Annotated in this window: 19 protein-coding genes; 4 read left to right on the top strand and 15 right to left on the bottom strand. The window is 54.0% G+C overall.

Annotated elements, in window-relative coordinates; genetic code table 11:
* Window positions 1-200: 200 nt before the first annotated feature.
* The 6 genes from ihfB to INF86_RS08645 form a co-directional block, all read right to left on the bottom strand.
* Window positions 201-488 carry an integration host factor subunit beta gene (gene ihfB / locus INF86_RS08670; protein ID WP_003858233.1) on the bottom strand — a complete coding sequence of 96 codons (288 nt, stop codon included), beginning with the start codon at window positions 486-488 and terminating at the stop codon, window positions 201-203.
* A gap of 170 nt (window positions 489-658) precedes the next feature.
* Window positions 659-2,332 (bottom strand): 30S ribosomal protein S1, encoded by a 1,674-nt coding sequence (gene rpsA / locus INF86_RS08665; protein WP_003858235.1) that lies wholly within the window; start codon window positions 2,330-2,332, stop codon window positions 659-661.
* Window positions 2,333-2,443: 111 nt separating this feature from the next.
* Window positions 2,444-3,127, bottom strand: coding sequence for a (d)CMP kinase (gene cmk, locus INF86_RS08660; RefSeq protein ID WP_015570968.1), 684 nt, complete (start codon window positions 3,125-3,127; stop codon window positions 2,444-2,446).
* A gap of 185 nt (window positions 3,128-3,312) precedes the next feature.
* Window positions 3,313-4,596: a 3-phosphoshikimate 1-carboxyvinyltransferase gene (gene aroA / locus INF86_RS08655; protein ID WP_032624533.1), complete on the bottom strand. Its 1,284-nt coding sequence runs from the start codon at window positions 4,594-4,596 to the stop codon at window positions 3,313-3,315.
* 68 nt (window positions 4,597-4,664) lie between these two features.
* Window positions 4,665-5,753 (bottom strand): 3-phosphoserine/phosphohydroxythreonine transaminase, encoded by a 1,089-nt coding sequence (serC, locus tag INF86_RS08650; protein ID WP_022647627.1) that lies wholly within the window; start codon window positions 5,751-5,753, stop codon window positions 4,665-4,667.
* 162 nt (window positions 5,754-5,915) lie between these two features.
* Window positions 5,916-6,608 carry a DUF421 domain-containing protein gene (locus INF86_RS08645; protein ID WP_023299721.1) on the bottom strand — a complete coding sequence of 231 codons (693 nt, stop codon included), beginning with the start codon at window positions 6,606-6,608 and terminating at the stop codon, window positions 5,916-5,918.
* 127 nt (window positions 6,609-6,735) lie between these two features.
* Here INF86_RS08645 and ycaO point away from each other — a divergent pair, with 127 nt between their 5' ends.
* The 4 genes from ycaO (at window position 6,736) to pflA (ending at window position 13,037) form a co-directional block, all read left to right on the top strand.
* Window positions 6,736-8,496 carry a 30S ribosomal protein S12 methylthiotransferase accessory factor YcaO gene (gene ycaO, locus INF86_RS08640; RefSeq protein WP_022647625.1) on the top strand — a complete coding sequence of 587 codons (1,761 nt, stop codon included), beginning with the start codon at window positions 6,736-6,738 and terminating at the stop codon, window positions 8,494-8,496.
* 405 nt (window positions 8,497-8,901) lie between these two features.
* Window positions 8,902-9,759, top strand: coding sequence for a formate transporter FocA (gene focA, locus INF86_RS08635; RefSeq protein ID WP_017384832.1), 858 nt, complete (start codon window positions 8,902-8,904; stop codon window positions 9,757-9,759).
* A 51-nt stretch (window positions 9,760-9,810) separates the two neighbouring features.
* Window positions 9,811-12,093, top strand: a complete 2,283-nt coding sequence (gene pflB / locus INF86_RS08630; RefSeq protein ID WP_022647624.1) for a formate C-acetyltransferase — start codon at window positions 9,811-9,813, stop codon at window positions 12,091-12,093.
* A 203-nt stretch (window positions 12,094-12,296) separates the two neighbouring features.
* Complete coding sequence (gene pflA, locus INF86_RS08625; protein ID WP_003858250.1) at window positions 12,297-13,037, top strand: pyruvate formate lyase 1-activating protein; 741 nt, start codon at window positions 12,297-12,299, stop codon at window positions 13,035-13,037.
* Between the two features lie 36 nt (window positions 13,038-13,073).
* On the opposite strand, the gene INF86_RS08620 is transcribed toward pflA, so the two are convergent.
* The 9 genes from INF86_RS08620 to INF86_RS08580 all read right to left on the bottom strand — a co-directional run.
* The gene (locus tag INF86_RS08620; protein ID WP_193543425.1) at window positions 13,074-13,595 is read right to left on the bottom strand and encodes an anti-virulence regulator CigR family protein; all 522 of its coding nucleotides are present in this window, start codon (window positions 13,593-13,595) and stop codon (window positions 13,074-13,076) included.
* 123 nt (window positions 13,596-13,718) lie between these two features.
* Complete coding sequence (locus tag INF86_RS08615) at window positions 13,719-14,867, bottom strand: MFS transporter (RefSeq protein WP_193543424.1); 1,149 nt, start codon at window positions 14,865-14,867, stop codon at window positions 13,719-13,721.
* A 274-nt stretch (window positions 14,868-15,141) separates the two neighbouring features.
* On the bottom strand, window positions 15,142-16,005 hold the full coding sequence (locus INF86_RS08610; protein WP_023299719.1) for a dimethyl sulfoxide reductase anchor subunit family protein: 864 nt from the start codon (window positions 16,003-16,005) through the stop codon (window positions 15,142-15,144).
* Between the two features lies 1 nt (window position 16,006).
* The gene (locus INF86_RS08605; protein WP_017384545.1) at window positions 16,007-16,624 is read right to left on the bottom strand and encodes a DMSO/selenate family reductase complex B subunit; all 618 of its coding nucleotides are present in this window, start codon (window positions 16,622-16,624) and stop codon (window positions 16,007-16,009) included.
* A 10-nt stretch (window positions 16,625-16,634) separates the two neighbouring features.
* Entirely contained in the window at window positions 16,635-19,079 is a 2,445-nt protein-coding gene (dmsA, locus tag INF86_RS08600) for a dimethylsulfoxide reductase subunit A (RefSeq protein WP_023299718.1), read from the bottom strand.
* Between the two features lie 211 nt (window positions 19,080-19,290).
* Window positions 19,291-20,583, bottom strand: a complete 1,293-nt coding sequence (gene serS / locus INF86_RS08595; protein WP_003858266.1) for a serine--tRNA ligase — start codon at window positions 20,581-20,583, stop codon at window positions 19,291-19,293.
* Window positions 20,584-20,675: 92 nt separating this feature from the next.
* Window positions 20,676-22,019: a replication-associated recombination protein RarA gene (rarA, locus tag INF86_RS08590; RefSeq protein WP_022647619.1), complete on the bottom strand. Its 1,344-nt coding sequence runs from the start codon at window positions 22,017-22,019 to the stop codon at window positions 20,676-20,678.
* A 9-nt stretch (window positions 22,020-22,028) separates the two neighbouring features.
* The gene (gene lolA, locus INF86_RS08585; RefSeq protein WP_022647618.1) at window positions 22,029-22,643 is read right to left on the bottom strand and encodes an outer membrane lipoprotein chaperone LolA; all 615 of its coding nucleotides are present in this window, start codon (window positions 22,641-22,643) and stop codon (window positions 22,029-22,031) included.
* 127 nt (window positions 22,644-22,770) lie between these two features.
* The coding region (locus INF86_RS08580) for a DNA translocase FtsK (protein WP_227414759.1) at window positions 22,771-25,809 on the bottom strand (3,039 nt) is incomplete at its 5' end.

Genomic DNA, 25,809 nt, shown 5'->3' with positions numbered 1-25,809 from the left:
GTTTCAGGCGATTATGCGGCGGGAGTGATGCGTCGTCAGACAGAAAAGGCGTGATTTACAGCGGGCGCTGCAACGTTTTTAAGCGTTTACAGCAAGGAGAAAATGAGAATGCGGCGCGTATTCAGAAATGCAGGGGCGGGATACAAAAAAAGCACCCTAAGGTGCTTTCTTTAAACTCAGTTTAACCCTGATGATTAAACTCAGTTACCGTAAATATTGGCGCGATCGCGCAGTTCTTTACCCGGCTTAAAGTGCGGAACATACTTTCCTTCCAGCTCCACTTTATCGCCAGTCTTCGGGTTACGCCCGGTACGTGGTGCACGATAGTGCAGGGAAAAACTACCGAAACCGCGGATTTCAATGCGCTCGCCCTGGGCAAGAGTGGTAGCCATATGCTCCAGCATCTCTTTAACGGCATCTTCCACAGCCTTGGCAGGGATATGCGGTTGCTGACTGGCAAGTCTTTCAATCAATTCTGACTTGGTCATGATTCCTCCGGTTCCTTTCAAACCCATTAGCTGAACAGCTTATTAAACAAGGGCGGCCGTAGCCGCCCTTTGTTATTGATTACAGGACGAATCCTGCAATCTGTCAAGTCTGCTCTCCATCCTTCGCGCTGTAAATGCGTTACAGCTCAAATGATGGTGCGAACCTGAACTTACTCGCCTTTAGCTGCTTTGAAAGCTTCAGCCATTGCGTTGTTAGAGAAGTTTGCATCTTCCTGTTTGTTCACAGTTGCGATTGCATCTTTCTCATCAGCTTCGTCTTTAGCACGAACAGACAGGCTGATTGCACGGTTCTTACGGTCAACACCAGTGAACTTAGCTTCAACGTCGTCACCAACGCTCAGAACCAGAGTTGCATCTTCAACGCGGTCACGTGAAGCTTCGGAAGCGCGCAGGTAACCTTCAACGCCGTCAGCCAGTTCTACGGTTGCGCCTTTAGCGTCAACAGCAGTCACTTTACCGTTTACGATTGCGCCTTTCTTGTTCAGTGCAACCCAGTTGTTGAACGGATCTTCTGCGAGCTGTTTAACGCCCAGGGAGATACGTTCACGCTCTGCGTCAACCTGCAGAACAACTGCTGCGATTTCGTCGCCTTTTTTGTATTCACGAACTGCTTCTTCGCCTGCAACGTTCCAGGAGATGTCAGACAGGTGAACCAGGCCATCGATGCCGCCGTCCAGGCCGATGAAGATACCGAAGTCAGTGATAGACTTGATTTTACCTTCAACACGGTCGCCCTTGTTGTGGGTTTCCGCGAACTGCTGCCATGGGTTGTTTTTGCACTGCTTCAGGCCCAGGGAGATACGACGACGTTCTTCGTCGATATCCAGAACCATCACTTCCACTACATCACCAACGTTAACAACTTTGGATGGGTGGATGTTTTTGTTGGTCCAGTCCATTTCGGAAACGTGCACCAGGCCTTCAACGCCTTCTTCGATTTCAACGAAGCAGCCGTAGTCGGTCAGGTTGGTAACGCGACCAGTCAGTTTAGTACCTTCTGGGTAACGCTTAGCGATAGCTACCCATGGATCTTCGCCCAGCTGTTTCAGGCCGAGGGATACACGAGTACGCTCGCGGTCGAACTTCAGCACTTTAACAGTGATTTCGTCGCCCACGTTCACGATTTCGCTTGGGTGCTTAACGCGTTTCCACGCCATGTCGGTGATGTGCAGCAGGCCATCAACGCCGCCCAGGTCAACGAATGCGCCGTAGTCAGTGAGGTTCTTAACGATACCTTTGACTTCCATGCCTTCCTGCAGGTTTTCCAGCAGCTGATCGCGTTCTGCGCTGTTTTCGGATTCGATAACGGCACGACGGGAAACAACAACGTTGTTACGCTTCTGGTCCAGCTTGATTACTTTGAACTCAAGCTCTTTGCCTTCGAGGTGCAGGGTGTCACGGACTGGACGAACGTCTACCAGAGAACCTGGCAGGAACGCACGAATACCATTCAGCTCAACAGTGAAGCCACCTTTAACTTTGCCGTTGATAACACCGACCACAGTTTCAGCTTCTTCGTAAGCTTTTTCCAGCGTGATCCATGCTTCGTGACGTTTAGCTTTCTCACGAGACAGCAGGGTTTCGCCGAAGCCGTCTTCTACTGCGTCCAGAGCAACGTCAACTTCGTCACCTACCTGGATTTCCAGCTCGCCCTGGGCGTTTTTGAACTGCTCAGCCGGGATGGCGGACTCAGATTTCAGACCGGCGTCAACCAGTACTACGTCTTTGTCGATAGCAACAACAACACCGCGAACGATGGAACCCGGACGGGTTTCGATTTCTTTTAAGGATTCTTCAAACAGTTGAGCAAAAGATTCAGTCATGTTTAATCTTCAGGTTAATATTAACGTCCACCTGGCTCCGTGCCGGATGGGGTTGTTTCACATACCCGCCGTCAATCCATTGCAGCGGGGGTACTGCTAAATCGGTCGCGATTACGCGAGTGCCAGTTTTTGGCGCGCATATTGTAGCGCTTTTTCAATCACTTGCTCAATAGTTAAACTGGTTGAATCCAGCACTAATGCGTCTTGCGCGGGAACAAGTGGTGCGACGGCGCGGTTACGATCGCGGTCATCGCGCTCTTTTATCTCGGATAAAAGGCGATCAAAGTTAACACTAAACCCCTTTTCCTGCAACTGAAGCATGCGGCGTTGAGCACGTTCTTCCGAAGAGGCGTCAAGGAAAATTTTCACTGGCGCATCAGGGAATACCACGGTTCCCATGTCGCGGCCGTCGGCGATCAGCCCCGGCGCTTCACGGAAACCGCGCTGGCGACGTAACAGCGCTTCACGAACGCGTGGGAAAGCCGCCACCTGAGAGGCCGCATTGGCCACTTCCTGCGTACGGATTTCACCGCTGACATCTTCCCCTTCCAGGATCACTTCAAGGTTGCCATCAGTAGAGACAAAGCGCACATCCAGATGTGCAGCCAGCGGTACCAGCGCTTCTTCAGACGCAACATCTACATGATGATGCAGCGCAGCCAGCGCCAGCACGCGATAGATTGCTCCCGAATCTAAAAGATGCCATTGCAATGCTTCCGCCATCGCTTTGCACAGAGTACCTTTCCCTGCGCCACTTGGCCCATCAATGGTGATTACCGGGGCAATTGCCGTCATCTTTTTCTCCTTAATTAAGGCATACCGTTTACATGAACGCCGCGCATTATACGCGCCAACGTGCGCAACTGTTACCTTTGCGTGCAAATTACGGAATGATTGAAGCAGAGTGTAGAAGAAATGAAAGAGGATGACTGTCAGAAAGCGTAAGGAAATGCCGCATCAGGAGATGCGGCATACGATCGTCAGGCCAGGGTGCTAATGCGCGCCAGCTGTTCGAAGTAGTCCGGGAAGGTTTTCGCCGTGCACTTCGGGTCAAGGATGGTGACTGGCGTATCTGACAGCGCCACCAGCGAGAAACACATCGCCATGCGGTGATCGTTGTAGGTGCCAATTTCTGCAAATTGCAGTTTTGCCGGCGGCGTGACGCGAATGTAGTCTTCGCCCTCTTCTACCACCGCCCCCACTTTACGCAGCTCGGTTGCCATTGCGAACAGGCGGTCAGTCTCTTTTACGCGCCAGTTATAGATGTTACGCAGCGTGGTGGTGCCTTTCGCAAACAGCGCAGCGGTGGCGATGGTCATTGCCGCGTCAGGAATATGGTTCATGTCCATGTCGATGGCGTTCAGCTCACCGTGCGTACAGGAGATGAAGTCATCGCCCCAGGTCACAACCGCGCCCATTTTTTCCAGCACGTCGGCAAAACGAATATCGCCCTGCACGCTGTTGCGACCAATACCCGTCACTTTTACCGTACCGCCTTTAATCGCACCCGCGGCCAGGAAGTAGGACGCGGATGACGCATCCCCTTCAACCAGGTAGTTGCCCGGAGACTGGTACTGCTGTGCCCCGCGCACCACGAAGCGCTGATAAGACTGGTTTTCCACCTCAACGCCGAAGGTTTTCATCAGGTGCAGCGTGATATCAATGTACGGTTTAGAAACCAGATCGCCTTTAATGCTAATCACGGTATCATTTGGAGCCAGCGGTGCGGTCATCAGCAGTGCCGTCAGGAACTGGCTGGAGACGCTACCGTCAACCTCAACATTACCGCCAGTGAAACCACCGCGCAGACGCAGTGGCGGGTAATTTTCTTGCTCAAGATAATCAATCTGCGCGCCGCCCTGACGCAGGGCATCGACCAGGTGGCCGATCGGACGCTCTTTCATGCGCGGCTCGCCGGTCAGCACAATATCGTTGCTCCCAAGACACAGCGCAGCGGCCAGAGGACGCATCGCCGTACCGGCGTTACCCAGGAAAAGCTCCAGCGCTTCAGCGGAATGTAATGCGCCGCCGTTACCGGTGACTTCACAACGGGTACGATCGTCTGACAGCGCATACTGAACGCCCAACGCTTTCAGTGCATTGAGCATATGGCGCACGTCATCGCTGTCCAGCAGGTTGGAAAGGACGGTGGTGCCGTTTGCCAGAGCTGCCAGCAGCAGAGCGCGGTTCGAGACACTTTTTGAACCAGGCAGATTAATGGTGCCATCTACCCGCGCGATAGGTTGTAACGTCAGGGATTCCATGAAACTTAACTCTCAACTCAACATAATAAAAACCCCGCAGGAACGCTGCGGGGGTGAAAAACAGCCTATTAACCGTGACGACGTTCGAAGTCGATCATGAAATCAGTCAGGGCTTTAACGCCTTCCAGCGGCATCGCGTTATAGATAGAGGCACGCATACCGCCTACCACACGGTGACCTTTCAGCGCATGCAGACCCGCCGCGAAGGACTCTTCCAGGAACACGTTATCCAGGTTGTTGTCCGCCAGCTGGAACGGCACGTTCATGCGCGAACGGTTAGTTTTGGCGACATCGTTACGGTAGAAATCGCTCTTGTCGATCACGCCGTACAGCAGTTCAGCTTTTTGCTGATTGATCTTGTCCATCTGCGCCACGCCGCCTTTTTGCTTCAGCCATTTGAAGACCAGGCCGGAGAGGTACCAGGCGAACGTTGGTGGAGTGTTGAACATGGAATCGTTGTCGTTCAGGACGGTGTAATCCAGAATTGACGGGCAAGACTTATGGGCTTTCCCCAGCAGGTCTTCACGCACGATAACGATAGTCAGACCCGCAGGACCGATGTTTTTCTGGGCACCCGCGTAGATGACGCCGTAGCGGCTGACGTCCAGCGGCGTGGACAGAATGGTGGAGGAGAAGTCCGCCGTCACAATGACATTTTCGCCAAAGTCTGGCTCTTCGTGAATAGCGATACCGTCGATGGTTTCGTTCGGGCAGTAATGAAGATACGCGGCGTTGTCAGAAAGCTGCCACTCACTCATCGGCTTCACGGCGCGCATACCGTCAACGGTCACTTTGGCATCGATAACGTTCGGCGTGCAATATTTGTGCGCTTCTTTTACCGCACTGGCCGCCCAGTAGCCGGCATCAACGTAATCAGCGGTGGATTTGTCGCCCAGTAGATTGAGCGGAATACCCGCAAACTGACCGCGTCCACCGCCGTGACAGAACAATACTTTGTAGTTCGAGGGAATGTTCAGCAGATCGCGAAAATCCTTTTCTGCCTCTTCCGCCACCTGAATAAACGCTTTACCCCGGTGGCTGACTTCCATCACCGACGTACCCAGACCGTTCCAGTCACACAGCTCCTGTTGAGCCTGTTTGAGCACGTCTGCCGGTAACATTGCCGGACCTGAACTGAAATTAAAGACTTGAGCCATTTCCCCTCACCACGCTAAAAGCCATAAGTTATAACTGTGGATATCGGTTTTATCATTCAGTGACACGCGCCGCAATGTCTAAAACTTATGGCCGAAGAAATGTGCCCCTCGTCACACAAAACAATCTGCCGTACCGTTGTCGCAAAACCGACAATATCGCTGTCAGGTAATGCGTTTAGCCCGGCTAACCTTCGTCCATTCTGGATTTGTACAGCGAGGGCATAATTGATGATCGCCCGCCTGCATGACCACCACGTGGCTGCATTTTATGCAGGCATACTGGCCCGCATCAGGGACGGTTTTGTATCGCTCGATAAGCATATCCGGCAGTATGCACAGGCCGGGCTTGACCTCATCGTCAGGATAGTAATAAACGCTGATTTGACCGTTCGTTTCCATAATCGCCAGACGCACCTGCCCCAGTTGTTCAACGCTGCTTATACGTAGCTCCATAAAGAACTCAAACTCCGTCATATTGGCGCTTTGCACATTCTCCCAGGCCAGTTGACCATCTTCGACAATCACCACCGGTTTTCCTTCGAACAGATCTTCCAGTTTTTCACTTTTCGACATCAGCCACATGACCAGCCGGTACAGCAGCGCAAGCGTCACGAAGACGATAAAAACCGGCACCATCGGCACATCGTCATAAAAGGCAACGTCCCCTGCCGCCGAACCCAGCGTCAGGATAATCAGCACTTCAAACAGTGACATCTGCCGCACGCCGCGACGTCCGGTGATTTTCAGAAACAGGAAGACGAGTACAAAGGTGTACAGGCTACGCAACGCCACTTCGCCTAAAAACTCAGGTGGGACTTTATCAAACGCCATCCGCTGGAGATCAAATGCTTTCATTTTTTTATGCCTTAACAGTAGGTTACTGCTTATAAGCATAGCCCAGCCATTTATTTTCGCCGGAGATAGCACCCGTCACGCAAAACCCGTATCATTGCGCGCTTTACGTACGATAAAAGTGAACGCCATGACTCAAACGTTTATTCCCGGCAAAGACGCCGCTCTGGAAGATTCCATCGCTCGCTTCCAGCAGAAACTGACCGACCTGGGCTTTAATATCGAAGAAGCCTCCTGGCTGAATCCGGTGCCTCACGTCTGGTCCGTGCATATTCGCGACAAAGACTGTGCGCTGTGCTTCACCAACGGCAAAGGCGCGACCAAAAAAGCGGCACTGGCCTCTGCGCTGGGTGAGTATTTTGAGCGTCTGTCCACCAACTATTTCTTCGCCGACTTCTGGCTGGGTGAAACGATTGCCAACGGCCCGTTCGTTCACTACCCGAACGAAAAATGGTTCCCGCTACCCGAAGACGACGAACTGCCGGAAGGCATTCTCGATGCCCGCCTGCGCGCGTTCTACGATCCGGAAAACGAACTGACCGCCAGCATGCTGATCGACCTGCAATCCGGCAATGAGGATCGTGGTATCTGCGCCCTGCCGTTCACCCGTCAGTCTGACGAGCAGACCGTTTACATTCCAATGAACATCGTTGGCAATCTGTATGTGTCTAACGGTATGTCTGCCGGTAACACCCGTAACGAAGCGCGTGTACAGGGGTTGTCTGAAGTTTTCGAGCGTCACATCAAAAACCGTATTATTGCTGAATCCATCAGCCTGCCGGAGATCCCGGCTGACGTGCTGGCGCGCTACCCGGGCGTGGTGGAATCCATCGCCAAACTGGAAGCGGAAGGTTTCCCAATCTTTGCTTATGACGGCTCTCTGGGCGGCAAATATCCGGTTATCTGCGTGGTACTGTTTAACCCGGCAAATGGCACCTGCTTCGCCTCTTTCGGCGCGCACCCGGACTTCGGCGTGGCGCTGGAGCGTACCGTGACCGAACTGCTGCAAGGTCGTAGCCTGAAAGATCTCGACGTATTCACCCCGCCAACCTTTGATGACGAAGAAGTCGCCGAGCACACCAACCTCGAAACGCACTTCATCGACTCCAGCGGTTTGATCTCCTGGGATATGTTCAAACAGGACGCGGACTATCCGTTCGTGGACTGGAGCTTTGCCGGTACGACGGAAGAAGAGTTCGCCACCCTGATGGCGATCTTCAACGCGGAAGATCAGGAAGTCTATATTGCCGACTATGAACACCTCGGCGTTTATGCGTGCCGTATTATTGTGCCGGGTATGTCGGACATCTATCCGGCAGAAGATCTGTGGCTGGCGAACAACAGCATGGGTGCGCATCTGCGTGAAACCCTGCTGGCCCTGCCGGGCAGCGAGTGGGATAAAGAAGATTATCTGAACCTGATCGCCCAACTGGACGAAGAAGGACACGATGATTTCACCCGCGTACGCGAACTGCTGGGTCTGGCAACCGGAAAAGATAACGGCTGGTACACACTGCGCATCGGCGAGCTAAAAGCGATGCTGGCGCTGGCGGGCGGCGATCTGGATCAGGCTTTGGCCTGGACCGAGTGGACGATGGAGTTTAACCAGTCCGTCTTCTCCGCCGAGCGCACTAACTATTACCGTTGCCTGCAAACGCTGCTCTTGCTTTCTCAGGAAGACGACCGCGAGCCATTGCAGTATCTGAACGCCTTCGTCCGCATGTACGGTGCAGATGCCGTTGAAGCTGCCAGCGCGGCGCTGAGCGGTGAAGAACCGTTCTATGGTCTGCAAGCGGTTGACAGCGATCTGAAAGCCTTCCCGGCGCATCAGTCACTGCTGAATGCGTATGAAAAATTGCAGAAGGCTAAAGCCGCTTACTGGTCAAAATAAGCGCATATAACATTAATGGCTGTAGGCGTATTCAATCGCCTGAGCTATATTACGGGGCAATTTCATTGCCCCTTTTTTTTATTTTTCCGCAATGACGTTTAATTGTAATAATTAAGTTAACCACGGGTAAATATAAAAACGCTTACCTGGGCTTTACTGTTACTAATTCTAATAAATACTCCATTTTAATTAACTGTTCCACGGGAGGCTGAAGGAAAAAATTCAACTCTTTTCATAACTTTTAAAATTTATTTTTATACGGATAATCAAATACTTACTCCGCTTTTGCTGTAAAACCATACACACTGCGGGCCTATAAGCCAGGCGAGATATGATCTATATCAATTTCTCTTCTATAATGCTTTGTTAGTATCTCGTCGCCGACTTAATAAAGAGAGAGTTAGTGTGAAAGCTGACAACCCTTTTGATCTATTACTCCCCGCTGCGATGGCGAAAGTTGCCGAAGAAGCGGGTGTCTACAAAGCAACGAAACATCCGATGACGACGTTCTTTCTGGCCATTACGGCTGGGGTGTTCATCTCCATCGCTTTCGTCTTCTATATCACAGCCACCACCGGCACTGCCGGGATGCCTTTCGGCATAGCGAAACTGATTGGTGGTATTTGCTTCTCACTGGGCCTGATCCTCTGCGTCATCTGCGGCGCCGACCTCTTCACCTCAACGGTGCTGATTGTTGTGGCAAAAGCCAGCGGAAGAATTACCTGGGGTCAACTGGGGCGCAACTGGCTCAACGTCTACGTTGGCAACCTGATTGGCTGTCTGCTCTTTGTTCTGTTGATGTGGCTTTCTGGCGAGTACATGACCGCCAACGGCGGCTGGGGGCTTAACGTCCTGCAAACCGCCGACCACAAAATGCACCATACATTTATCGAAGCCGTTGCTCTCGGCATCCTTGCAAACCTGATGGTCTGCCTGGCGGTCTGGATGAGCTACTCTGGTCGTAGCCTGATGGATAAAGCCATGATTATGGTTCTGCCGGTTGCGATGTTTGTTGCCAGCGGCTTTGAGCACAGTATTGCGAATATGTTCATGATCCCGATGGGGATTGTTATCCGCAACTTTGCAAGCCCGGAGTTCTGGACTGCTGTTGGTTCAACCCCGGAAAGTTTTTCACACCTGACTATTATGAATTTCATTACTGATAACCTGATCCCCGTCACTATCGGGAACATTATCGGTGGGGGTCTGTTAGTTGGGTTGACATACTGGGTCATTTACCTGCGTGGCGGCGATCATCATTAATGGTTGTCTCAGGCAGTAAATAAAAAATCCACTTAAGAAGGTAGGTGTTACATGTCCGAGCTTAATGAAAAGTTAGCCACAGCCTGGGAAGGTTTTACGAAAGGTGACTGGCAGAATGAAGTCAACGTCCGTGACTTCATTCAGAAAAACTATACCCCGTATGAAGGTGACGAATCCTTCCTGGCTGGTGCGACTGATGCAACCACCAAGCTGTGGGACAGCGTAATGGAAGGCGTTAAACTGGAAAACCGCACTCACGCGCCAGTTGATTTTGACACCTCCGTCGCTTCTACCATCACTTCTCACGATGCTGGCTACATCAACAAAGCCCTTGAGAAAATCGTTGGTCTCCAGACTGAAGCACCACTGAAACGCGCAATCATCCCGTTCGGTGGCATTAAAATGGTTGAAGGTTCCTGCAAAGCGTATAACCGCGAGCTGGACCCAATGCTGAAAAAAATCTTCACCGAATACCGTAAAACCCATAACCAGGGTGTATTCGATGTTTACACCAAAGACATTCTGAACTGCCGTAAATCTGGCGTTCTGACCGGTCTGCCAGATGCCTATGGCCGTGGCCGTATCATCGGTGACTACCGTCGCGTTGCGCTGTACGGTATCGACTTCCTGATGAAAGACAAATATGCGCAGTTCGTCTCTCTCCAGTCTGACCTGGAAAACGGCGTAAACCTGGAAGCGACTATCCGTCTGCGTGAAGAGATTGCTGAACAGCACCGTGCGCTGGGTCAGATCAAAGAGATGGCGGCTAAATACGGCTGTGATATCTCTGGTCCTGCAACCAACGCTCAGGAAGCTATCCAGTGGACCTACTTCGGCTACCTGGCCGCGGTTAAGTCTCAGAACGGTGCAGCAATGTCCTTCGGCCGCGTATCCACCTTCCTGGATGCGTATATCGAACGCGATATCAAAGCAGGCAAAATCACCGAGCAAGACGCTCAGGAAATGATTGACCACCTGGTCATGAAACTGCGTATGGTTCGTTTCCTGCGTACTCCAGAATATGATGAGCTGTTCTCTGGTGACCCAATCTGGGCAACCGAATCTATCGGCGGTATGGGCGTAGATGGCCGTACGCTGGTAACCAAAAACAGCTTCCGCTTCCTGAACACCCTGTACACCATGGGTCCTTCTCCGGAGCCGAACATCACCGTTCTGTGGTCTGAAAAACTGCCGCTGAACTTCAAGAAATTCGCCGCTAAAGTGTCCATCGACACCTCTTCTCTGCAATACGAGAACGATGACCTGATGCGTCCGGACTTCAACAACGACGACTACGCTATCGCGTGCTGCGTAAGCCCAATGGTTGTTGGTAAGCAAATGCAGTTCTTCGGTGCGCGTGCAAACCTGGCGAAAACCATGCTGTACGCAATCAACGGCGGCGTTGACGAAAAACTGAAAATGCAGGTTGGTCCTAAGTCTGAACCGATCAAAGGCGACCTTCTGAACTTCGACGAAGTGATGGAGCGCATGGATCACTTCATGGACTGGCTGGCTAAGCAGTATGTCACTGCGCTGAACGTCATCCACTACATGCACGACAAGTACAGCTACGAAGCCTCTCTGATGGCGCTGCACGACCGTGACGTCGTTCGCACCATGGCGTGTGGTATCGCAGGTCTGTCCGTTGCGGCTGACTCCCTGTCTGCAATCAAATATGCGAAAGTTAAACCAATTCGTGACGAAGATGGTCTGGCTATCGACTTCGAAATCGAAGGCGAATATCCGCAGTTTGGTAACAACGACGCTCGCGTTGATGACATGGCGGTTGACCTGGTAGAACGTTTCATGAAGAAAATTCAGAAACTCACTACCTATCGTAACGCTATCCCGACTCAGTCTGTTCTGACCATCACCTCTAACGTTGTGTATGGTAAGAAAACCGGTAACACCCCAGACGGTCGTCGTGCTGGCGCGCCATTCGGCCCAGGTGCTAACCCAATGCACGGTCGTGACCAGAAAGGTGCGGTTGCCTCTCTGACCTCCGTTGCTAAACTGCCGTTTGCATACGCGAAAGATGGTATCTCTTACACCTTCTCTATCGTGCCAAACGCGCTGGGTAAAGACGACGAAGTGCGTAAAACTAACCTCGCGGGTCTGATGGATGGTTACTTCCACCACGAAGCGTCCATTGAAGGTGGTCAGCACCTGAACGTGAACGTGATGAACCGTGAAATGCTGCTCGACGCGATGGAACATCCTGAGAAATATCCTCAGCTGACCATTCGTGTATCAGGCTACGCAGTACGTTTTAACTCCCTGACGAAAGAACAGCAGCAGGACGTTATCACCCGTACTTTCACTCAGTCCATGTAAGTGGAATTGACTGAAATCACGCGTTAAAAAGCGTACAATAAAGGCTCCACGCAAGTGGGGCCTTTTTAACACCCTCGCTTCATCAGTCTCTTTTGTCCGCTATCTATACTTAATGGATAACAGCCAAAACAGACTCGACATAGCCTTTGAGCTGTGCATCTACATAGGCCCCCGGATGGGCCAAATTCGGAGATATCACCGCAATGTCAATTATTGGTCGCATTCACTCCTTTGAATCCTGTGGCACCGTCGATGGCCCGGGGATCCGCTTTATCACTTTCTTCCAGGGCTGCCTGATGCGCTGCCTGTACTGCCATAACCGTGACACCTGGGACACCCATGGCGGTAAAGAAGTCACCGTTGAGGATCTGATGAAAGAGGTGGTGACCTATCGCCACTTCATGAACGCGTCCGGCGGTGGCGTGACGGCATCCGGCGGTGAAGCTATTCTTCAGGCTGAATTTGTGCGCGACTGGTTCCGCGCCTGCCATAAAGAAGGTATTCATACCTGCCTCGACACCAACGGCTTTGTGCGCCGTTACGATCCGGTTATTGATGAACTGCTTGAAGTGACCGATCTGGTGATGCTCGATCTCAAGCAGATGAACGATGAGATCCACCAGAATCTGGTTGGCGTCTCAAACCACCGTACGCTGGAATTTGCCAAATACATTGCCAATAAAGGCGTCAAGACCTGGATCCGCTACGTGGTGGTACCGGGCTGGTCAGATGATGATGATTCTGCACATCGTCTGGGCGAATTTACCCGGGATATGGGTAACGTGGAGAAAATTGAACTCCTGCCCTATCACGAGCTGGGTAAACACAAATGGGTGGCAATGGGTGAAGAGTACAAGCTCGATGGCGTGAAGCCGCCGAAAAAAGAGACGATGGAGCGCGTCAAAGGTATTCTTGAGCAGTATGGCCACAAGGTCATGTATTAACGAAAAGGCCCGGTGAAAACCGGGCCTTTTTATATTCTATTTAAAGACGCCGTTAATCACGGAAGTCACAATCGCGGTACTCAGCGCAATTAAGACCAAGTCGTCACCCACCACGTGCCATTCATAGCCCGGATAAGAAGGAAGCTGACCCAGCATATCGGCTGGCACGGTTTTCTTCGCAATGCCCGGAGGCAGTGGCTTACCGCGCGCCAGGTTTTTCGCAATACCCGGAGGCAGAGAGTCGTAGCCCGTTAAGCCGTAATTCAGTGCCAGATGGCGGGCATGATCGAAGCTCACGCGGACGTCAACATCATGACCCACATCGTTGCTGTTTTTAAAGCTCTTATCCGATTTCCCTGGATTATCCTGGCCGTTATTGTGCTTATTACCATGGTTACCAGCGTTCCCGTTACCATGATTGCCGCTATTACCTTGTCCGCCACCGTTTCCGTGACCACCGCCATTCCCGTTTCCAGGATTAGCCATGGCCGGAGCCGTTGCAAACGTTAAAGCCAACACTACGGCAAGTGCGGTAGTGGAAAAACGACGAGTAGACATGATTGCTGCCTTTTAGTGGTAGAACTCATTTGAATTATCGCCAGGCAGTAAAAACTCACAATAAGTAAAAGTCTTATATGTGACAGGGACAAAAAAGCCTGTCATCGACAGGCTTTTATTTAATCAGGCATGTGCCACTGGCGTTGGGTGCTCGCCCGCTTTGCGCAGCAGCATTAACAGATAAATAAACGATACGCTGGCGATCATGATAAACAGCAGATTATCAGAGTAATTTTGCATGAGCATAGCGGTAAAAGTCGGCCCCAGTAAACTGCCGATGGTGTAACTCAGCAACAATGCCTGGTTCATCGCCACCAGCTGGTGATGCTCAACTTTCTCACAGGCCCAGGCCATCGCGACCGGATAGAGCGTAAAACCCGCAGCCCCCAGAATGAACAGCGCAGGCGCCATCGCGGCGTTGCTGAGCATGGCGAGACAGCCCATGATGACCACGAAAACCTGGACGCGCAGCACCAGCAGACGACCAAAGCGGTCCGCCAGGCGGCCAATCGGCCACTGGCCGACAATCCCCGCGCTGACCATCACCGCCATCCAGAAACCGATCCCGGAATCGCTGACGCCCTGATGGTTGAGATAGAGCGGCATCAGGCCATAGAGCGACCCCAGCACAATCCCGGAAATAATACAGCCGTTAATCCCCAGGCGCGCCTGACGCAGTCTCAGCATCGGCCAAACGTGCGTGGCCTCCTGATGCTCACTGCTCTGGTTCACGATACGGGTAAAGAGCAGCGGCAGAATTGCGGCCAGCACCATCCCTGTTACCCATGGCAGAACGCTCATCAGGTCGGTTGGGAATTTGCTGACCATCAGTTGTCCCAGAACGGTACCGACGTAGTAAACCATCATATAAGCCGCCAGCAGACGCCCGCGATTACGGGACGTGCCGCTGCACATCAGCGCACTTTCAACCACCACCCAGATCATGGCGCAGCCAACGCCCGCAATAAAGCGCCAGACCATCCAGCTCCAGAAGCCGACCATCAGTCCTAAACCGGCGCATCCGACGGCAAAGATCATTGACGCCAGATAATAACTGCGGTTAAAACCAAAGCGCTTAATAAGGCTGCCCGTTAATAAGGTGCCCAGCAGATTGCCCGTAAAAAAGGACGAGCTAACCATACCCACCTGCCAGGTTGGTAAGTTTTCATGGGCGAGCCATAGCGGGACGAGTGTGTTCAACACCGCGATCGCCAGGGTCAGCAAAAGCAGGCCACAGAGCAACAAAAGCACCGGGCGGGTATAGGTGGTCATGGATTAAAAACCGTGAGGAAGTTCAGATTTCGTGCGCATCATGCCACTGGCAAAAACAAAGTCAATCCACCGATTCAGGCGTCACGCACGATATGCGCCTTGTCGATTTAAAAAACTCATCCTGCTAATGCAAAGCCTGCTACCAATATTAATTATCTATTTGTTTTTATTTATTTCCGGGAATTTTTACAACGAAACATCAGTCGAAAAATTTCATGAATGAAAAAAGAAAAGCCGGGCACTATGTCCCGGCTTTTTATAACAAAATCTAAAATTAGCTGGCGACAGCCATACCGACCGTCATATGCAGACCGTAAAATACGCCGCGACCAATTAACTCCCCTGCCAGCACCAGCACAAAGGCCAGTGACAGCAACGGTAGCGCAGGCGCGTAACCTTTAAGCTGAGGGGCAATCCAGCACACCAGCGCCGCCGTCAGCAGCACCACACGCCAGGCCATCAGAGAACCGTAATCCGGTACCAGCGCCGAAGCCTGTTGGATAGAGCTGTGAATGGTCGCCAGCTCCGCTCCCTGCATAAGCGCTACAACGGTACTGATGACCAGTGCCAGCAGCGAGACCGCGGGCAGCAGGCGCATCGCCCAACCATTAATGCCAGCTACACGCAGAAGCAGATAACCCAGCAGCGGCCCGCCAATAAACATGGTCAGGAAGAAGCTCATCGGCGTCCAGACGCTGTACCAGGTCGGAACGGTATCAATGGTGTTGTACACCCGGACCATCATCCAGACGAAGACAACGCCCAGTACCATGGTGACGATGAGCCACAACGCACGTAACCCTGACGGCAGCTTTTTCAGCGCTGCCAGTAACCACCCCAGCCCGCCAACTGCAAAGAAGATTGCGCCGCTGGCAATCTCGTTACTCAGCGAAGAGGCACCTACGCGGTTCAGGGAGTTAAACGCGCGCATCGGTGAGCCCAGGTGCAGCGTAGAGGCGATAAACCCAATCCCCATCAACACCCACAGGCCAAACATGCTCAACACTAAACGCTGCTGCTGTTCAGCATTGAGGTTCCCTTTTAACAGCGCCAGCGCAAGGACGATAAACCCGCCTGCAACACACTGCCCAAAGACCGTGAAGATCATAAGCGGCCATTCATGCCATCCACTTCCCATCTCACACCTCCTTCGGGTTTGCCAGGTAGCCGGTGGTGTCACCCGTCGGACGGCTGTTGGCGTTAGGTTTAATCACAATACTCGGCTTCGTGAAGTGCGCAGACGGCAGCGGCGCGACCGCAGCAAGCTGACCGTGTTTTTTACGCAGCTCTTCAATCGGGCCAAAGTCCAGCGCGCGCAGCGGGCAGGACTCGACGCAGATGGGCTTTTTGCCGTCCGCCACGCGGCTGTGGCAGCCGTCGCACTTGGTCATGTGGCCTTTAGCCGCGTTATACTGCGGCGCACCGTACGGGCAGGCCATGTGGCAGTAGCGACAGCCAATGCAGACATCCTCGTCCACCACCACAAAACCGTCGTCGCGCTTGTGCATTGCCCCGCTCGGGCAGACCTTGGTGCAGGCCGGATCTTCGCAGTGGTTGCAGGCAATCGACAGGTAATAGGCGAAGACGTTCTGATGCCAGACGCCGTTATCCTCCTGCCAGTCGCCGCCCGCGTATTCATAAATACGACGGAAGCTGACGTCCGGGGTCAGGTCTTTATAATCCTTGCAGGCCAGCTCGCAGGTTTTGCACCCGGTGCAGCGGCTGGAATCAATAAAAAATCCATACTGGGTTGTCATCGGTTACTCCTTACGCCTTTTCAACCTGAACGAGGTTTGTGTGGGATGGGTTGCCCTTCGCCAGCGGCGATGGACGCTGCGTAGTGAGAACGTTGATGCAGCCCGCCTGATCGATACGGTTCGCATCCGGGTTATACCAGGCCCCTTCCCCCAGCGCGACAACGCCAGGCATCATGCGCGGAGTCACTTTAGCTTCGATATGCACTTCGCCACGTCCGTTGAAGATACGTACGCGATCGCCATTACTGATGCCGCGCGCTTTCGCATCCATCGGGTTGATCCACATCTCCTGTCGGCAGGCCGCTTTCAGAACGTCAACGTTGCCGTAGGTGGAGTGAACACGCGCTTTGTAGTGGAAACCGGTTAACTGAAGTGGGAATTTCTCCGTCAGTGGATCGTTGTAGTTTTCGAAGCCAGGCGTATAGATCGGCAGCGGATCGATAACGTCCCCTTCCGGCAATTCCCACGTTGCGGCAATTTTTGCCAGCTCTTCGGAGTAGATCTCGATTTTGCCCGACGGCGTGGTCAGCGGATTGGCCTGCGGATCGTCGCGGAAGGCTTTATACGCCACGTGATGCCCTTCCGGATCGCGCTGCTTGTACATGCCCTGCTTGCGGAAGGTATCGAAGTCCGGCAGGTCTGGAATGGCTTTGCGTGAGAGCTCGTGCAGATGGCGCATCCACTCTTCCTGAGTACGCCCCTCTGTGAACTGCTGCTCAACGCCAAGACGTTTCGCCAGCTCGGACGTCATCTCATAGATGGTTTTGCACTCGAAGCGCGGTTTGATGGCCTGGTCTGTGAAGATCACATAGGACATGTTGCCGCAGGAGGCGTCCAGCGCGAAATCCATCTGCTCAGAGGCGGTGCAGTCTGGGAGCAGAATATCGGCATACTTCGCCGATGAGGTCATGTGGCAGTCGATCACCACAATCATTTCGCACTTCTTGTCGTCCTGCAAAATTTCGTGGGTGCGGTTGATCTCTGAGTGCTGGTTGATCAGGCAGTTACCGGCATAGTTCCAGATCATTTTGATCGGCACATCCAGCTTATCTTTGCCCCGAACACCGTCGCGTAGCGCGGTCATTTCCGGGCCGCGCTCGATCGCGTCCGTCCACATAAACATGGAGATGCTGGTCTGAACCGGGTTATCCAGCGTTGGCATACGTTCAAACGGTACTTCATACGAGCCTTCACGCGCCCCGCTATTACCGCCGTGAATGCCGACGTTGCCAGTCAGAATCGAGAGCATAGAAATAGCGCGGGTGGCAATTTCGCCGTTCGCGTGACGCTGCGGTCCCCAGCCCTGGCTGATATAAGCCGGTTTTGCTGAACCAATTTCACGGGCCAGCTGAACAATACGTTCGACTGGAATGCCGGTGATGGTGGATGCCCACTCAGGGGTTTTCGCTACCCCGTCGCTGCCCTGACCAAGAATATACGCTTTGTAATGCCCGTTAGCCGGTGCGCTGGCTGGCAGCGTCTTCTCGTCATAGCCGACGCAGTATTTATCAAGGAACGGCTGATCGACGAGGTTTTCAGTGATCATCACATACGCCAGCGCATTGACCAGCGCCGCATCGGTACCAGGGCGGATAGGGATCCACTCGTCTTCTCGCCCCGCGCCGGTATCGGTGTAGCGCGGATCGACGATGATCATACGTGCGTTGGATTTGGCGCGCGCCTGCTCAAGATAATAGGTTACCCCACCGCCGCTCATACGCGTTTCGCCCGGGTTGTTGCCAAACAATACCACCAGCTTGCTGTTTTCTATATCCGACGGGCTGTTACCGTCTGCCCAGCCGCCATAGGTGTAGTTCAGGCCCGCGGCAATCTGTGCGGAAGAGTAGTCGCCATAATGGTTGAGATAGCCGCCGCAGCAGTTCATCAGGCGCGCTACCAGCGTTTTACCCGGCGGCCAGGAGCGGGTCATGGTGCCGCCCAGCGTCCCGGTGCCATAGTTCAGGTAGATGGATTCGTTGCCGTATTCTTTGATCAGGCGCTGCATGTTGGTCGCGATAATATCGTAGGCTTCGTCCCAGCTAATGCGCTCGAACTTCCCTTCCCCACGCTTACCGACACGCTTCATCGGATATTTCAGACGATCCGGGTTATAAACGCGACGGCGCATTGAGCGGCCACGCAGACAGGCACGAACCTGGTGTAACCCTTCGTAGTTATCATCGCCGGTATTGTCGGTTTCAACGTATTTGATTTCACCGTCCACAACATGCATACGCAGCGGACAACGGCTACCACAGTTAACGGTACAGGCACTCCACACCACTTTTTCCGGGGCTGAAGCGGGAGACAGAGCCTCCGCCGCCGACGCCAGACGGGTAAAAGGAAGCGTAAAGGCGCTGCTGGCAACCGCCAGACCACCTATTGCCGTGGTTTTCATCAACCCACGGCGAGTGACCTCGGCAGCCATTAACGCTTCAGGCGCTTTGATTTTCATAAAGACTCACTTTGGTTGCTCACAAAGAAAAGAGAGGCGGCGCATACCGCTATGTAGTTTTATATATAACGAATTCCTTCGTTACAGGTGTTTTATGCTAACTTTCGTTCGGAGGAGTATTACTACTTTAGAGGGAGGGAATATTGCGTCGTATCAAATCAAAGATATAAAAAAAGCGCCCTGAGGCGCTTTTTTGTTTTGCAGCAAAATATTAGCCGATGAACTGCTGGCCTTTCATGTAAGGACGCAGCACCTCAGGGATCTCAATACGACCATCTGCCTGCTGGTAGTTCTCCAGCACGGCAACCAGCGTACGGCCAACCGCCAGACCAGAACCGTTCAGGGTATGAACCAGACGGGTCTTCTTGTCGGACTTGCTGCGGCAACGCGCCTGCATACGACGCGCCTGGAAATCCCAGACGTTAGAGCAAGAGGAGATTTCACGGTAGGTGTTTTGCGCAGGCACCCAGACTTCGAGGTCGAAGGTTTTGCAGGCGCCGAAGCCCATGTCACCAGTGCACAGCGCCATACGGCGGTATGGCAGCCCCAGCAGCTCCAGCACTTTCTCTGCGTGACCTGTCATCTCTTCCAGCGCGTCCATAGACTCTTCCGGACGAACGATCTGCACCATCTCAACTTTATCGAACTGGTGCATACGGATCAGACCGCGCGTATCACGACCGTAAGAACCGGCTTCAGAACGGAAACATGGAGAGTGCGCAGTCAGTTTGATTGGCAGATCGTCTTCGTCGATGATCTCATCACGCACGAGGTTGGTCAGCGGCACTTCCGCGGTTGGGATCAGCGCGTAGTTGCTGCTGTCAGCTTCTTCGTCCAGCGGACGGGTATGGAACAGATCGCCGGCAAATTTCGGCAGCTGGCCTGTACCGTACAGCGTATCGTGGTTAACCAGATACGGAACGTAGGTTTCGCTGTAGCCATGCTGCTCGGTGTGCAGATCCAGCATAAATTGCGCCAGCGCGCGATGCAGGTGAGCAATCTGACCTTTCATTACCACGAAGCGAGAACCGGTCAGCTTAACCGCAGCCGCAAAGTCCAGGCCCGCGTGCATTTCGCCCAGCGTCACGTGATCGCGCACCTCGAAGTCAAACTCGCGAGGCGTACCCCAGCGTTTCACTTCAACGTTGTCGTTTTCGTCTTTGCCGACAGGGACGCTGTCGTCAGGAATGTTCGGGATCGCCAGAGCGATATCACGAATTTCAGCCTGAAGAACGTCCAGTTCAGCTTTCGCCTGATCCAGCTCTTCACCCAGTTTGTTCACTTCCAGGCGTAATGGCTCAATATCTTCCCCGCGCGCTTTCGCCTGGCCAATGGATTTCGATCGAGAATTACGCTCTGCCTGCAGATTTTCTGTTTGTACCTGCAAAACTTTACGACGCTCTTCAAGAGCGCGCAGCTTATCTACATCCAGCTTAAAGCCCCGGCGTGCCAGTTTTTCAGCGACTGCGTCTGGCTCATTACGCAGCAGATTGGGATCGAGCATGCTTATCCTGTGCTTATCGAATTAAAAGAGGAAAAAGTGACCACAGCCTGCGGCCACAGAGATATATTGCCAACATTACCGCAACGATTGAACTAACGGTAGCGTTTTATAGGGCTATTTTGATCCTGTCCGGCAAGCCAGGCGAGCTTTTCGCCAATCTTACCCTCAAGACCTCTGTTTGTGGGGTGATAATAGCGGGTTTGTGCCATCTCCTGCGGGAAATACTCCTCGCCGGCGGCGTAGGCGTTGGGTTCGTCATGGGCGTAGCGATACTCCTGCCCGTAACCCATCTCTTTCATCAATTTGGTTGGCGCATTGCGCAGATGAACCGGCACATCGTAGTCCGGACGTTCACGTGCATCCGACATCGCCGCTTTGAAGGCGGTATACACCGCGTTACTTTTCGGTGCGCAAGCCAGATACACAATCGCCTGCGCAATGGCACGCTCGCCCTCCGCAGGCCCGACGCGGGTAAAGCAGTCCCAGGCGGAAATAGCGACCTGCATGGCGCGTGGATCGGCATTACCGACATCTTCTGACGCAATCGCCAGGCAGCGACGCGCGACATATAACGGATCGCCACCGGCGGTAATGATACGCGCGTACCAGTAGAGCGCCGCATCCGGAGCGCTGCCGCGCACGGACTTATGTAATGCAGAGATGAGGTCGTAAAAACGATCGCCTTTATTATCGAAGCGCGCGCTACGCTCACCGGCAATTTCGGTGAGCAGTTCAGGCTTTAATACGCGCTTGCCCGCATCGTCCACTTCGGCCATATCGGCCATCATTTCGAGCGTGTTCAACGCACGACGGGCATCACCGTTAACCAGTTCGGCGATAGCAAGACGCGTCTCGTCCGGCAGAACGATATCCTGTCCGCCGTAACCACGCGCGTTGTCCTCCATCGCCTGCGTCAGAACTTTTTCGATATCTTCCGTGGTCAGCGATTTAAGCAGATACACGCGCGCCCGGGAGAGCAGCGCAGAGTTCAGTTCAAACGACGGGTTTTCCGTGGTGGCGCCGATAAAGAAAATCGTACCGTCTTCAATATGCGGCAGAAAGGCGTCCTGCTGGCTCTTGTTGAAGCGGTGAACTTCGTCGACAAACAGAATGGTGCGACGTCCGGCATTGCGGTTTTGTCGCGCCCGCTCGATCGCCTCGCGGATCTCTTTCACCCCCGACGTGACCGCCGAGATGCGCTCAACGTCCGCGTTGGCATAGCGGGCAATCACTTCAGCGAGCGTGGTTTTTCCGGTGCCGGGTGGCCCCCAGAGGATCATGGAGTGCAGATGCCCCGCCTCAATAGCGCGCGGCAAGGGTTTCCCCGCAGCCAGCAGATGTTGCTGACCGATGTACTGCGCTAAATTTTCTGGCCGCATACGGGCGGCCAGAGGTTGAAACGCATTATCTGAAAAATCGAGCGACAGGTTGCTCACTCATGCCTCTTACTTATTGCGTTGGTCGTCCACCGTTACGCCCTGCGGCGGGGTAAAGGTGAATTTCGATGCATCAATGGCGCCGTTTTGCTGAGACTTCAACTGATAGCTGCTGCGCTGATCGTCCTGCTCAACCGCGCCGAACTGATTGATGGTACCGTTGCTGCTCACGTTAATGGTGAACTGCTTCAGATTACCGTTGCTGCCTTTTGGCGTCAGGACGAACTCATCACCGTTTTGTTTGATGTTGTACTGCTGCCAGTCGCTGGACTGGTTACGGGCAATGAGCATAAACGGCGTATTGCTGGTCGCGTCTTTGAGCCAGGTGGCGGTCGCCTGCTCAACAAACGGATTGTAGAACCACAGGGTTTTACCGTCAGACACCAGAACGCTTTCATCCGGCTGGGTCATGTGCCAGTTGAACAGATTTGGGCGTTTCACCCACAAATCTCCCTGGCCTTCCTGCACCGCGTTGCCGCTGCCGTCAGTCACTTTTTGCGTGAAGCTGGCGTGGAAACTGCTCACTTTATCCAGTCGGCTTTTAAGGTCGCTGGCTGCATCAGCCCAGACGCTGCTGGCAACAAAACTGGAGAGTAATGCACAGGCGATGGCGATTTTTTTCATTGTTATTCCTTAAAATACGTCTTCCCGATATGGGGGTTCCGTTTCTATTCTGTACCTGCCCGAAGGCAGGCGACAGAAGAATATGCTTAATTTTTGCTGATTTACCCTTCTTTGCAATCGCTGAAGATTACTCAAAAGGCGGTGGCGCCAGCACCTCACGGTTACCGTTGTGCCCCTGTTCGCTCACGATGCCCTGGGCTTCCATCTGCTCAATGATACGCGCCGCGCGGTTGTAACCGATACGGAACTGGCGCTGCACGCCGGAGATGGACGCTTTGCGTTTTTCGGTGACGAAATTAACCGCCTGGTCGAATAACGGATCCAGCTCTTCGCCGCCGTCAAAACCACCGCCGCCACCTTCGTTTTCGCTGTCAGAGGTGATGCCGTCAACATATTGCGGTCGCCCGCGCGCTTTCCAGTCTTGCACAACCGCGTGCACTTCCTGGTCGCGAACAAACGCACCGTGAACACGCACCGGCGAGGTGGAGTTCGGCCCGGAATAGAGCATATCACCCATCCCCAGCAGCGACTCTGCTCCGCCCTGGTCAAGGATAGTACGGGAGTCAATTTTACTCGACACGGTAAACGCGATACGGGTCGGGATGTTTGCCTTAATAAGACCGGTGATTACATCCACGGACGGACGCTGCGTTGCCAGTACCAGGTGGATGCCCGCCGCACGCGCTTTCTGTGCCAGACGCGCAATCAGCTCTTCCACTTTCTTGCCAACGGTCATCATCAGGTCGGCAAATTCATCCACCAGCACCACGATGTAAGGCAGTTTTTCCAGCACGGGATGCTGGGCATCCATGCTGTCACCCGGCTTCCAGTATGGGTCCGGAATCGGACGGCCCATACGCGCCGCCTCGGCGATTTTCTCGTTATAACCGGCCAGGTTACGCACGCCCAGCGCCGACATCAGCTTGTAGCGACGCTCCATTTCATTGACGCTCCAGCGTAATGCGTTGGCGGCGTCCTTCATATCGGTAACCACTTCCGTTAACAGATGCGGAATGCCTTCGTAGACGGACAGTTCGAGCATTTTTGGGTCGATCATGATGAAACGCACGTCTTCAGGCTGCGCTTTGTAGAGCATACTGAGGATCATGGCGTTCACCCCGACCGATTTACCGGAGCCGGTAGTACCCGCAACCAGCAGGTGCGGCATCTTCGCGAGATCGGCAACCACCGGATCGCCGGCGATATCTTTACCCAGCACCACGGTCAGCGGGGACGGGTTGTCGCGGAATTTGGTGTTATCCAGAACTTCACGCAGATAAACGGTCTGGCGTTTCTTGTTTGGCAGCTCAAGGCCAACGTAAGGCTTGCCTGGGATCACTTCCACCACGCGTACCGCCACGGTGGACAGAGAACGCGCCAGGTCGCGGGAGAGGTTAGAAATACGCGCCGCTTTTACGCCCGGTGCCAGGTTCAGTTCGAAACGGGTGATCACCGGGCCCGGTGAGTAGTTCACCACGTCCGCTTTAATGCGGAAGTCAGCCAGACGCGCTTCCACCAGACGGGCCATCTGCTCAAGGGCAAAGGTATCCACCGGCTCGACTTCCGCTGGCGGCGGCGTTAACAGATCCAGCGACGGCAGCGGCGTGCTTGGCCGTTGCAGCGGTCGGCTGTCTCCGTTACGCATCAGCAGCGGGTGAATCAGGCTCTCCTGCGGCTGTGTTGCTGGCTGCTGGAACTGTGGCTGAGGCGGTTGAGAAGGTGTCTGCGGCTGCGCATACGCCTGCGGCGCCGGCTGTTGCGGCTGCACGTAAGCCTGTGGTGCAGGCGGCTGACGCACCGGCTCCGCTTCCGGCATTACGCTCGGCGTGAACAGCGGTTCGCTTGGGCCATCATCCACCAGATCTTTCATTGGTGAGAATTCGAAATCCGACAGCGAGAACGGGTTTGCCCCCGAAGGTTGCTCACCGGAATAACGCTGCTGCTGCGTTGCTGCAAACTGGCGCGCCAGCTCCGCTTCGGCCGCATCATCGTCGTCCTGCTGTGAAGGCACGTGATGCTGTGAAGGCACGTCATGCTGATACTCTTCGCCGTAACGCTGATTCTGCTGGGCAGCAAACTGACGCGCCAGCTCATCCTGATGCAGTTCGTCGGCATCATCTTCGTAGTCGGACTCACGGGCTTTTTCTTCCGCCATACGCTGGGAAGGCAATTTAATGCCATAAGAGGCCAGCTCCCGGCGAGTCGGTACGCGCACGCGGTTAGGGCGCGGCAGCTGTGGACCAATGCCCTCTTTCACCTGAGGACGCGGGGCGCTGTCGGTTGCCGGGCTGAATAGCGGAGCGGACGCGGCAGCGGCTGCCGTTGCCTGCTTCACGGCTTCTGCACCCGACGCAACGGCTGGCGTAGGTTCTACAGGTGGAACGCTGACCGAAGGCGCTTTTGCAACAGGCTCCTGCACCGGCTCGGGCACGGGCTGATACCAGGCGGCAAGCTGCTCGCGCTCACGGGCGCGGCGCTCTTCCACTTCTTCAAAATAGTATAATGGCGGACGGGATGGCTTCGCTTCCTCCACCACTTCGGGTTCAGACACCGGTGCAACGTATGGCTGTTCAGGTACAGCGGGTTCGGGCGTATAAGCCTGATACGGTTGTTGCGGCACGCTGGCAGGCTCAGGCGGCTGATACGGTTGCTGCCACTGTTCCTGCTGCACAGGAATATAACTTTCAGGCTCAGGCGCAATGGTCGGTTCAGGCGTATGGACGCCTGGCGCAGTCTGCCAGTCTACCTGCGGTTGCTGGATCGCGGACTCCGGTGCCGGAACAGGCGAGGACGGCATCACGGCTTCAACAGGCGCAACATGGGCCTGCGCAGCCGTCGTTGCGGCAGCAGCAGCGGCTACCGGTTCAGTCACGGAGTGGCCATTCAGCAGCGGATCGTATTCGTCATACTCTCCCGGCGTCGCTCGATGGCCAGAGAACAGTACGTCATCAGGGTCGACGGCCGCACCGCGATACTCAATCTGCTCGTCTTCATCCATACGTTTGCCGGAGAACAGCGCGGCATCCGTTTTACGGCCTAACGGGTTAGCAAATTTTTCAGCGACGCGCTGGCGGCGCGCCAGAGCACCGCGCAGAATACGCGCGCGGCGAGATTCACGCCGCTGTACAGGCGCCTCGTCTTCCTCTTCGTACTCATCTTCATACTC

This window comes from Enterobacter cloacae complex sp. I1M, assembly GCF_014982425.1.
Taxonomy (GTDB): Bacteria; Pseudomonadota; Gammaproteobacteria; order Enterobacterales; family Enterobacteriaceae; genus Enterobacter; species Enterobacter intestinihominis.
This window is presented reverse-complemented; position numbering and strand designations above follow the sequence as displayed.

What these genes read in the sequence shown, in the direction of transcription:
- dmsA (WP_023299718.1), bottom strand. Translation starts at nt 19,079, where the DNA reads ATGAAAATCAAAGCGCCTGAAGCGTTAATGGCTGCCGAGGTCACTCGC.
- INF86_RS08645 (WP_023299721.1), bottom strand. Translation starts at nt 6,608, where the DNA reads ATGAAAGCATTTGATCTCCAGCGGATGGCGTTTGATAAAGTCCCACCT.
- rpsA (WP_003858235.1), bottom strand. Translation starts at nt 2,332, where the DNA reads ATGACTGAATCTTTTGCTCAACTGTTTGAAGAATCCTTAAAAGAAATC.
- serC (WP_022647627.1), bottom strand. Translation starts at nt 5,753, where the DNA reads ATGGCTCAAGTCTTTAATTTCAGTTCAGGTCCGGCAATGTTACCGGCA.
- pflB (WP_022647624.1), top strand. Translation starts at nt 9,811, where the DNA reads ATGTCCGAGCTTAATGAAAAGTTAGCCACAGCCTGGGAAGGTTTTACG.
- ycaO (WP_022647625.1), top strand. Translation starts at nt 6,736, where the DNA reads ATGACTCAAACGTTTATTCCCGGCAAAGACGCCGCTCTGGAAGATTCC.
- INF86_RS08615 (WP_193543424.1), bottom strand. Translation starts at nt 14,867, where the DNA reads ATGACCACCTATACCCGCCCGGTGCTTTTGTTGCTCTGTGGCCTGCTT.
- cmk (WP_015570968.1), bottom strand. Translation starts at nt 3,127, where the DNA reads ATGACGGCAATTGCCCCGGTAATCACCATTGATGGGCCAAGTGGCGCA.
- INF86_RS08620 (WP_193543425.1), bottom strand. Translation starts at nt 13,595, where the DNA reads ATGTCTACTCGTCGTTTTTCCACTACCGCACTTGCCGTAGTGTTGGCT.
- INF86_RS08605 (WP_017384545.1), bottom strand. Translation starts at nt 16,624, where the DNA reads ATGACAACCCAGTATGGATTTTTTATTGATTCCAGCCGCTGCACCGGG.
- ihfB (WP_003858233.1), bottom strand. Translation starts at nt 488, where the DNA reads ATGACCAAGTCAGAATTGATTGAAAGACTTGCCAGTCAGCAACCGCAT.
- pflA (WP_003858250.1), top strand. Translation starts at nt 12,297, where the DNA reads ATGTCAATTATTGGTCGCATTCACTCCTTTGAATCCTGTGGCACCGTC.
- aroA (WP_032624533.1), bottom strand. Translation starts at nt 4,596, where the DNA reads ATGGAATCCCTGACGTTACAACCTATCGCGCGGGTAGATGGCACCATT.
- serS (WP_003858266.1), bottom strand. Translation starts at nt 20,583, where the DNA reads ATGCTCGATCCCAATCTGCTGCGTAATGAGCCAGACGCAGTCGCTGAA.
- INF86_RS08610 (WP_023299719.1), bottom strand. Translation starts at nt 16,005, where the DNA reads ATGGGAAGTGGATGGCATGAATGGCCGCTTATGATCTTCACGGTCTTT.
- lolA (WP_022647618.1), bottom strand. Translation starts at nt 22,643, where the DNA reads ATGAAAAAAATCGCCATCGCCTGTGCATTACTCTCCAGTTTTGTTGCC.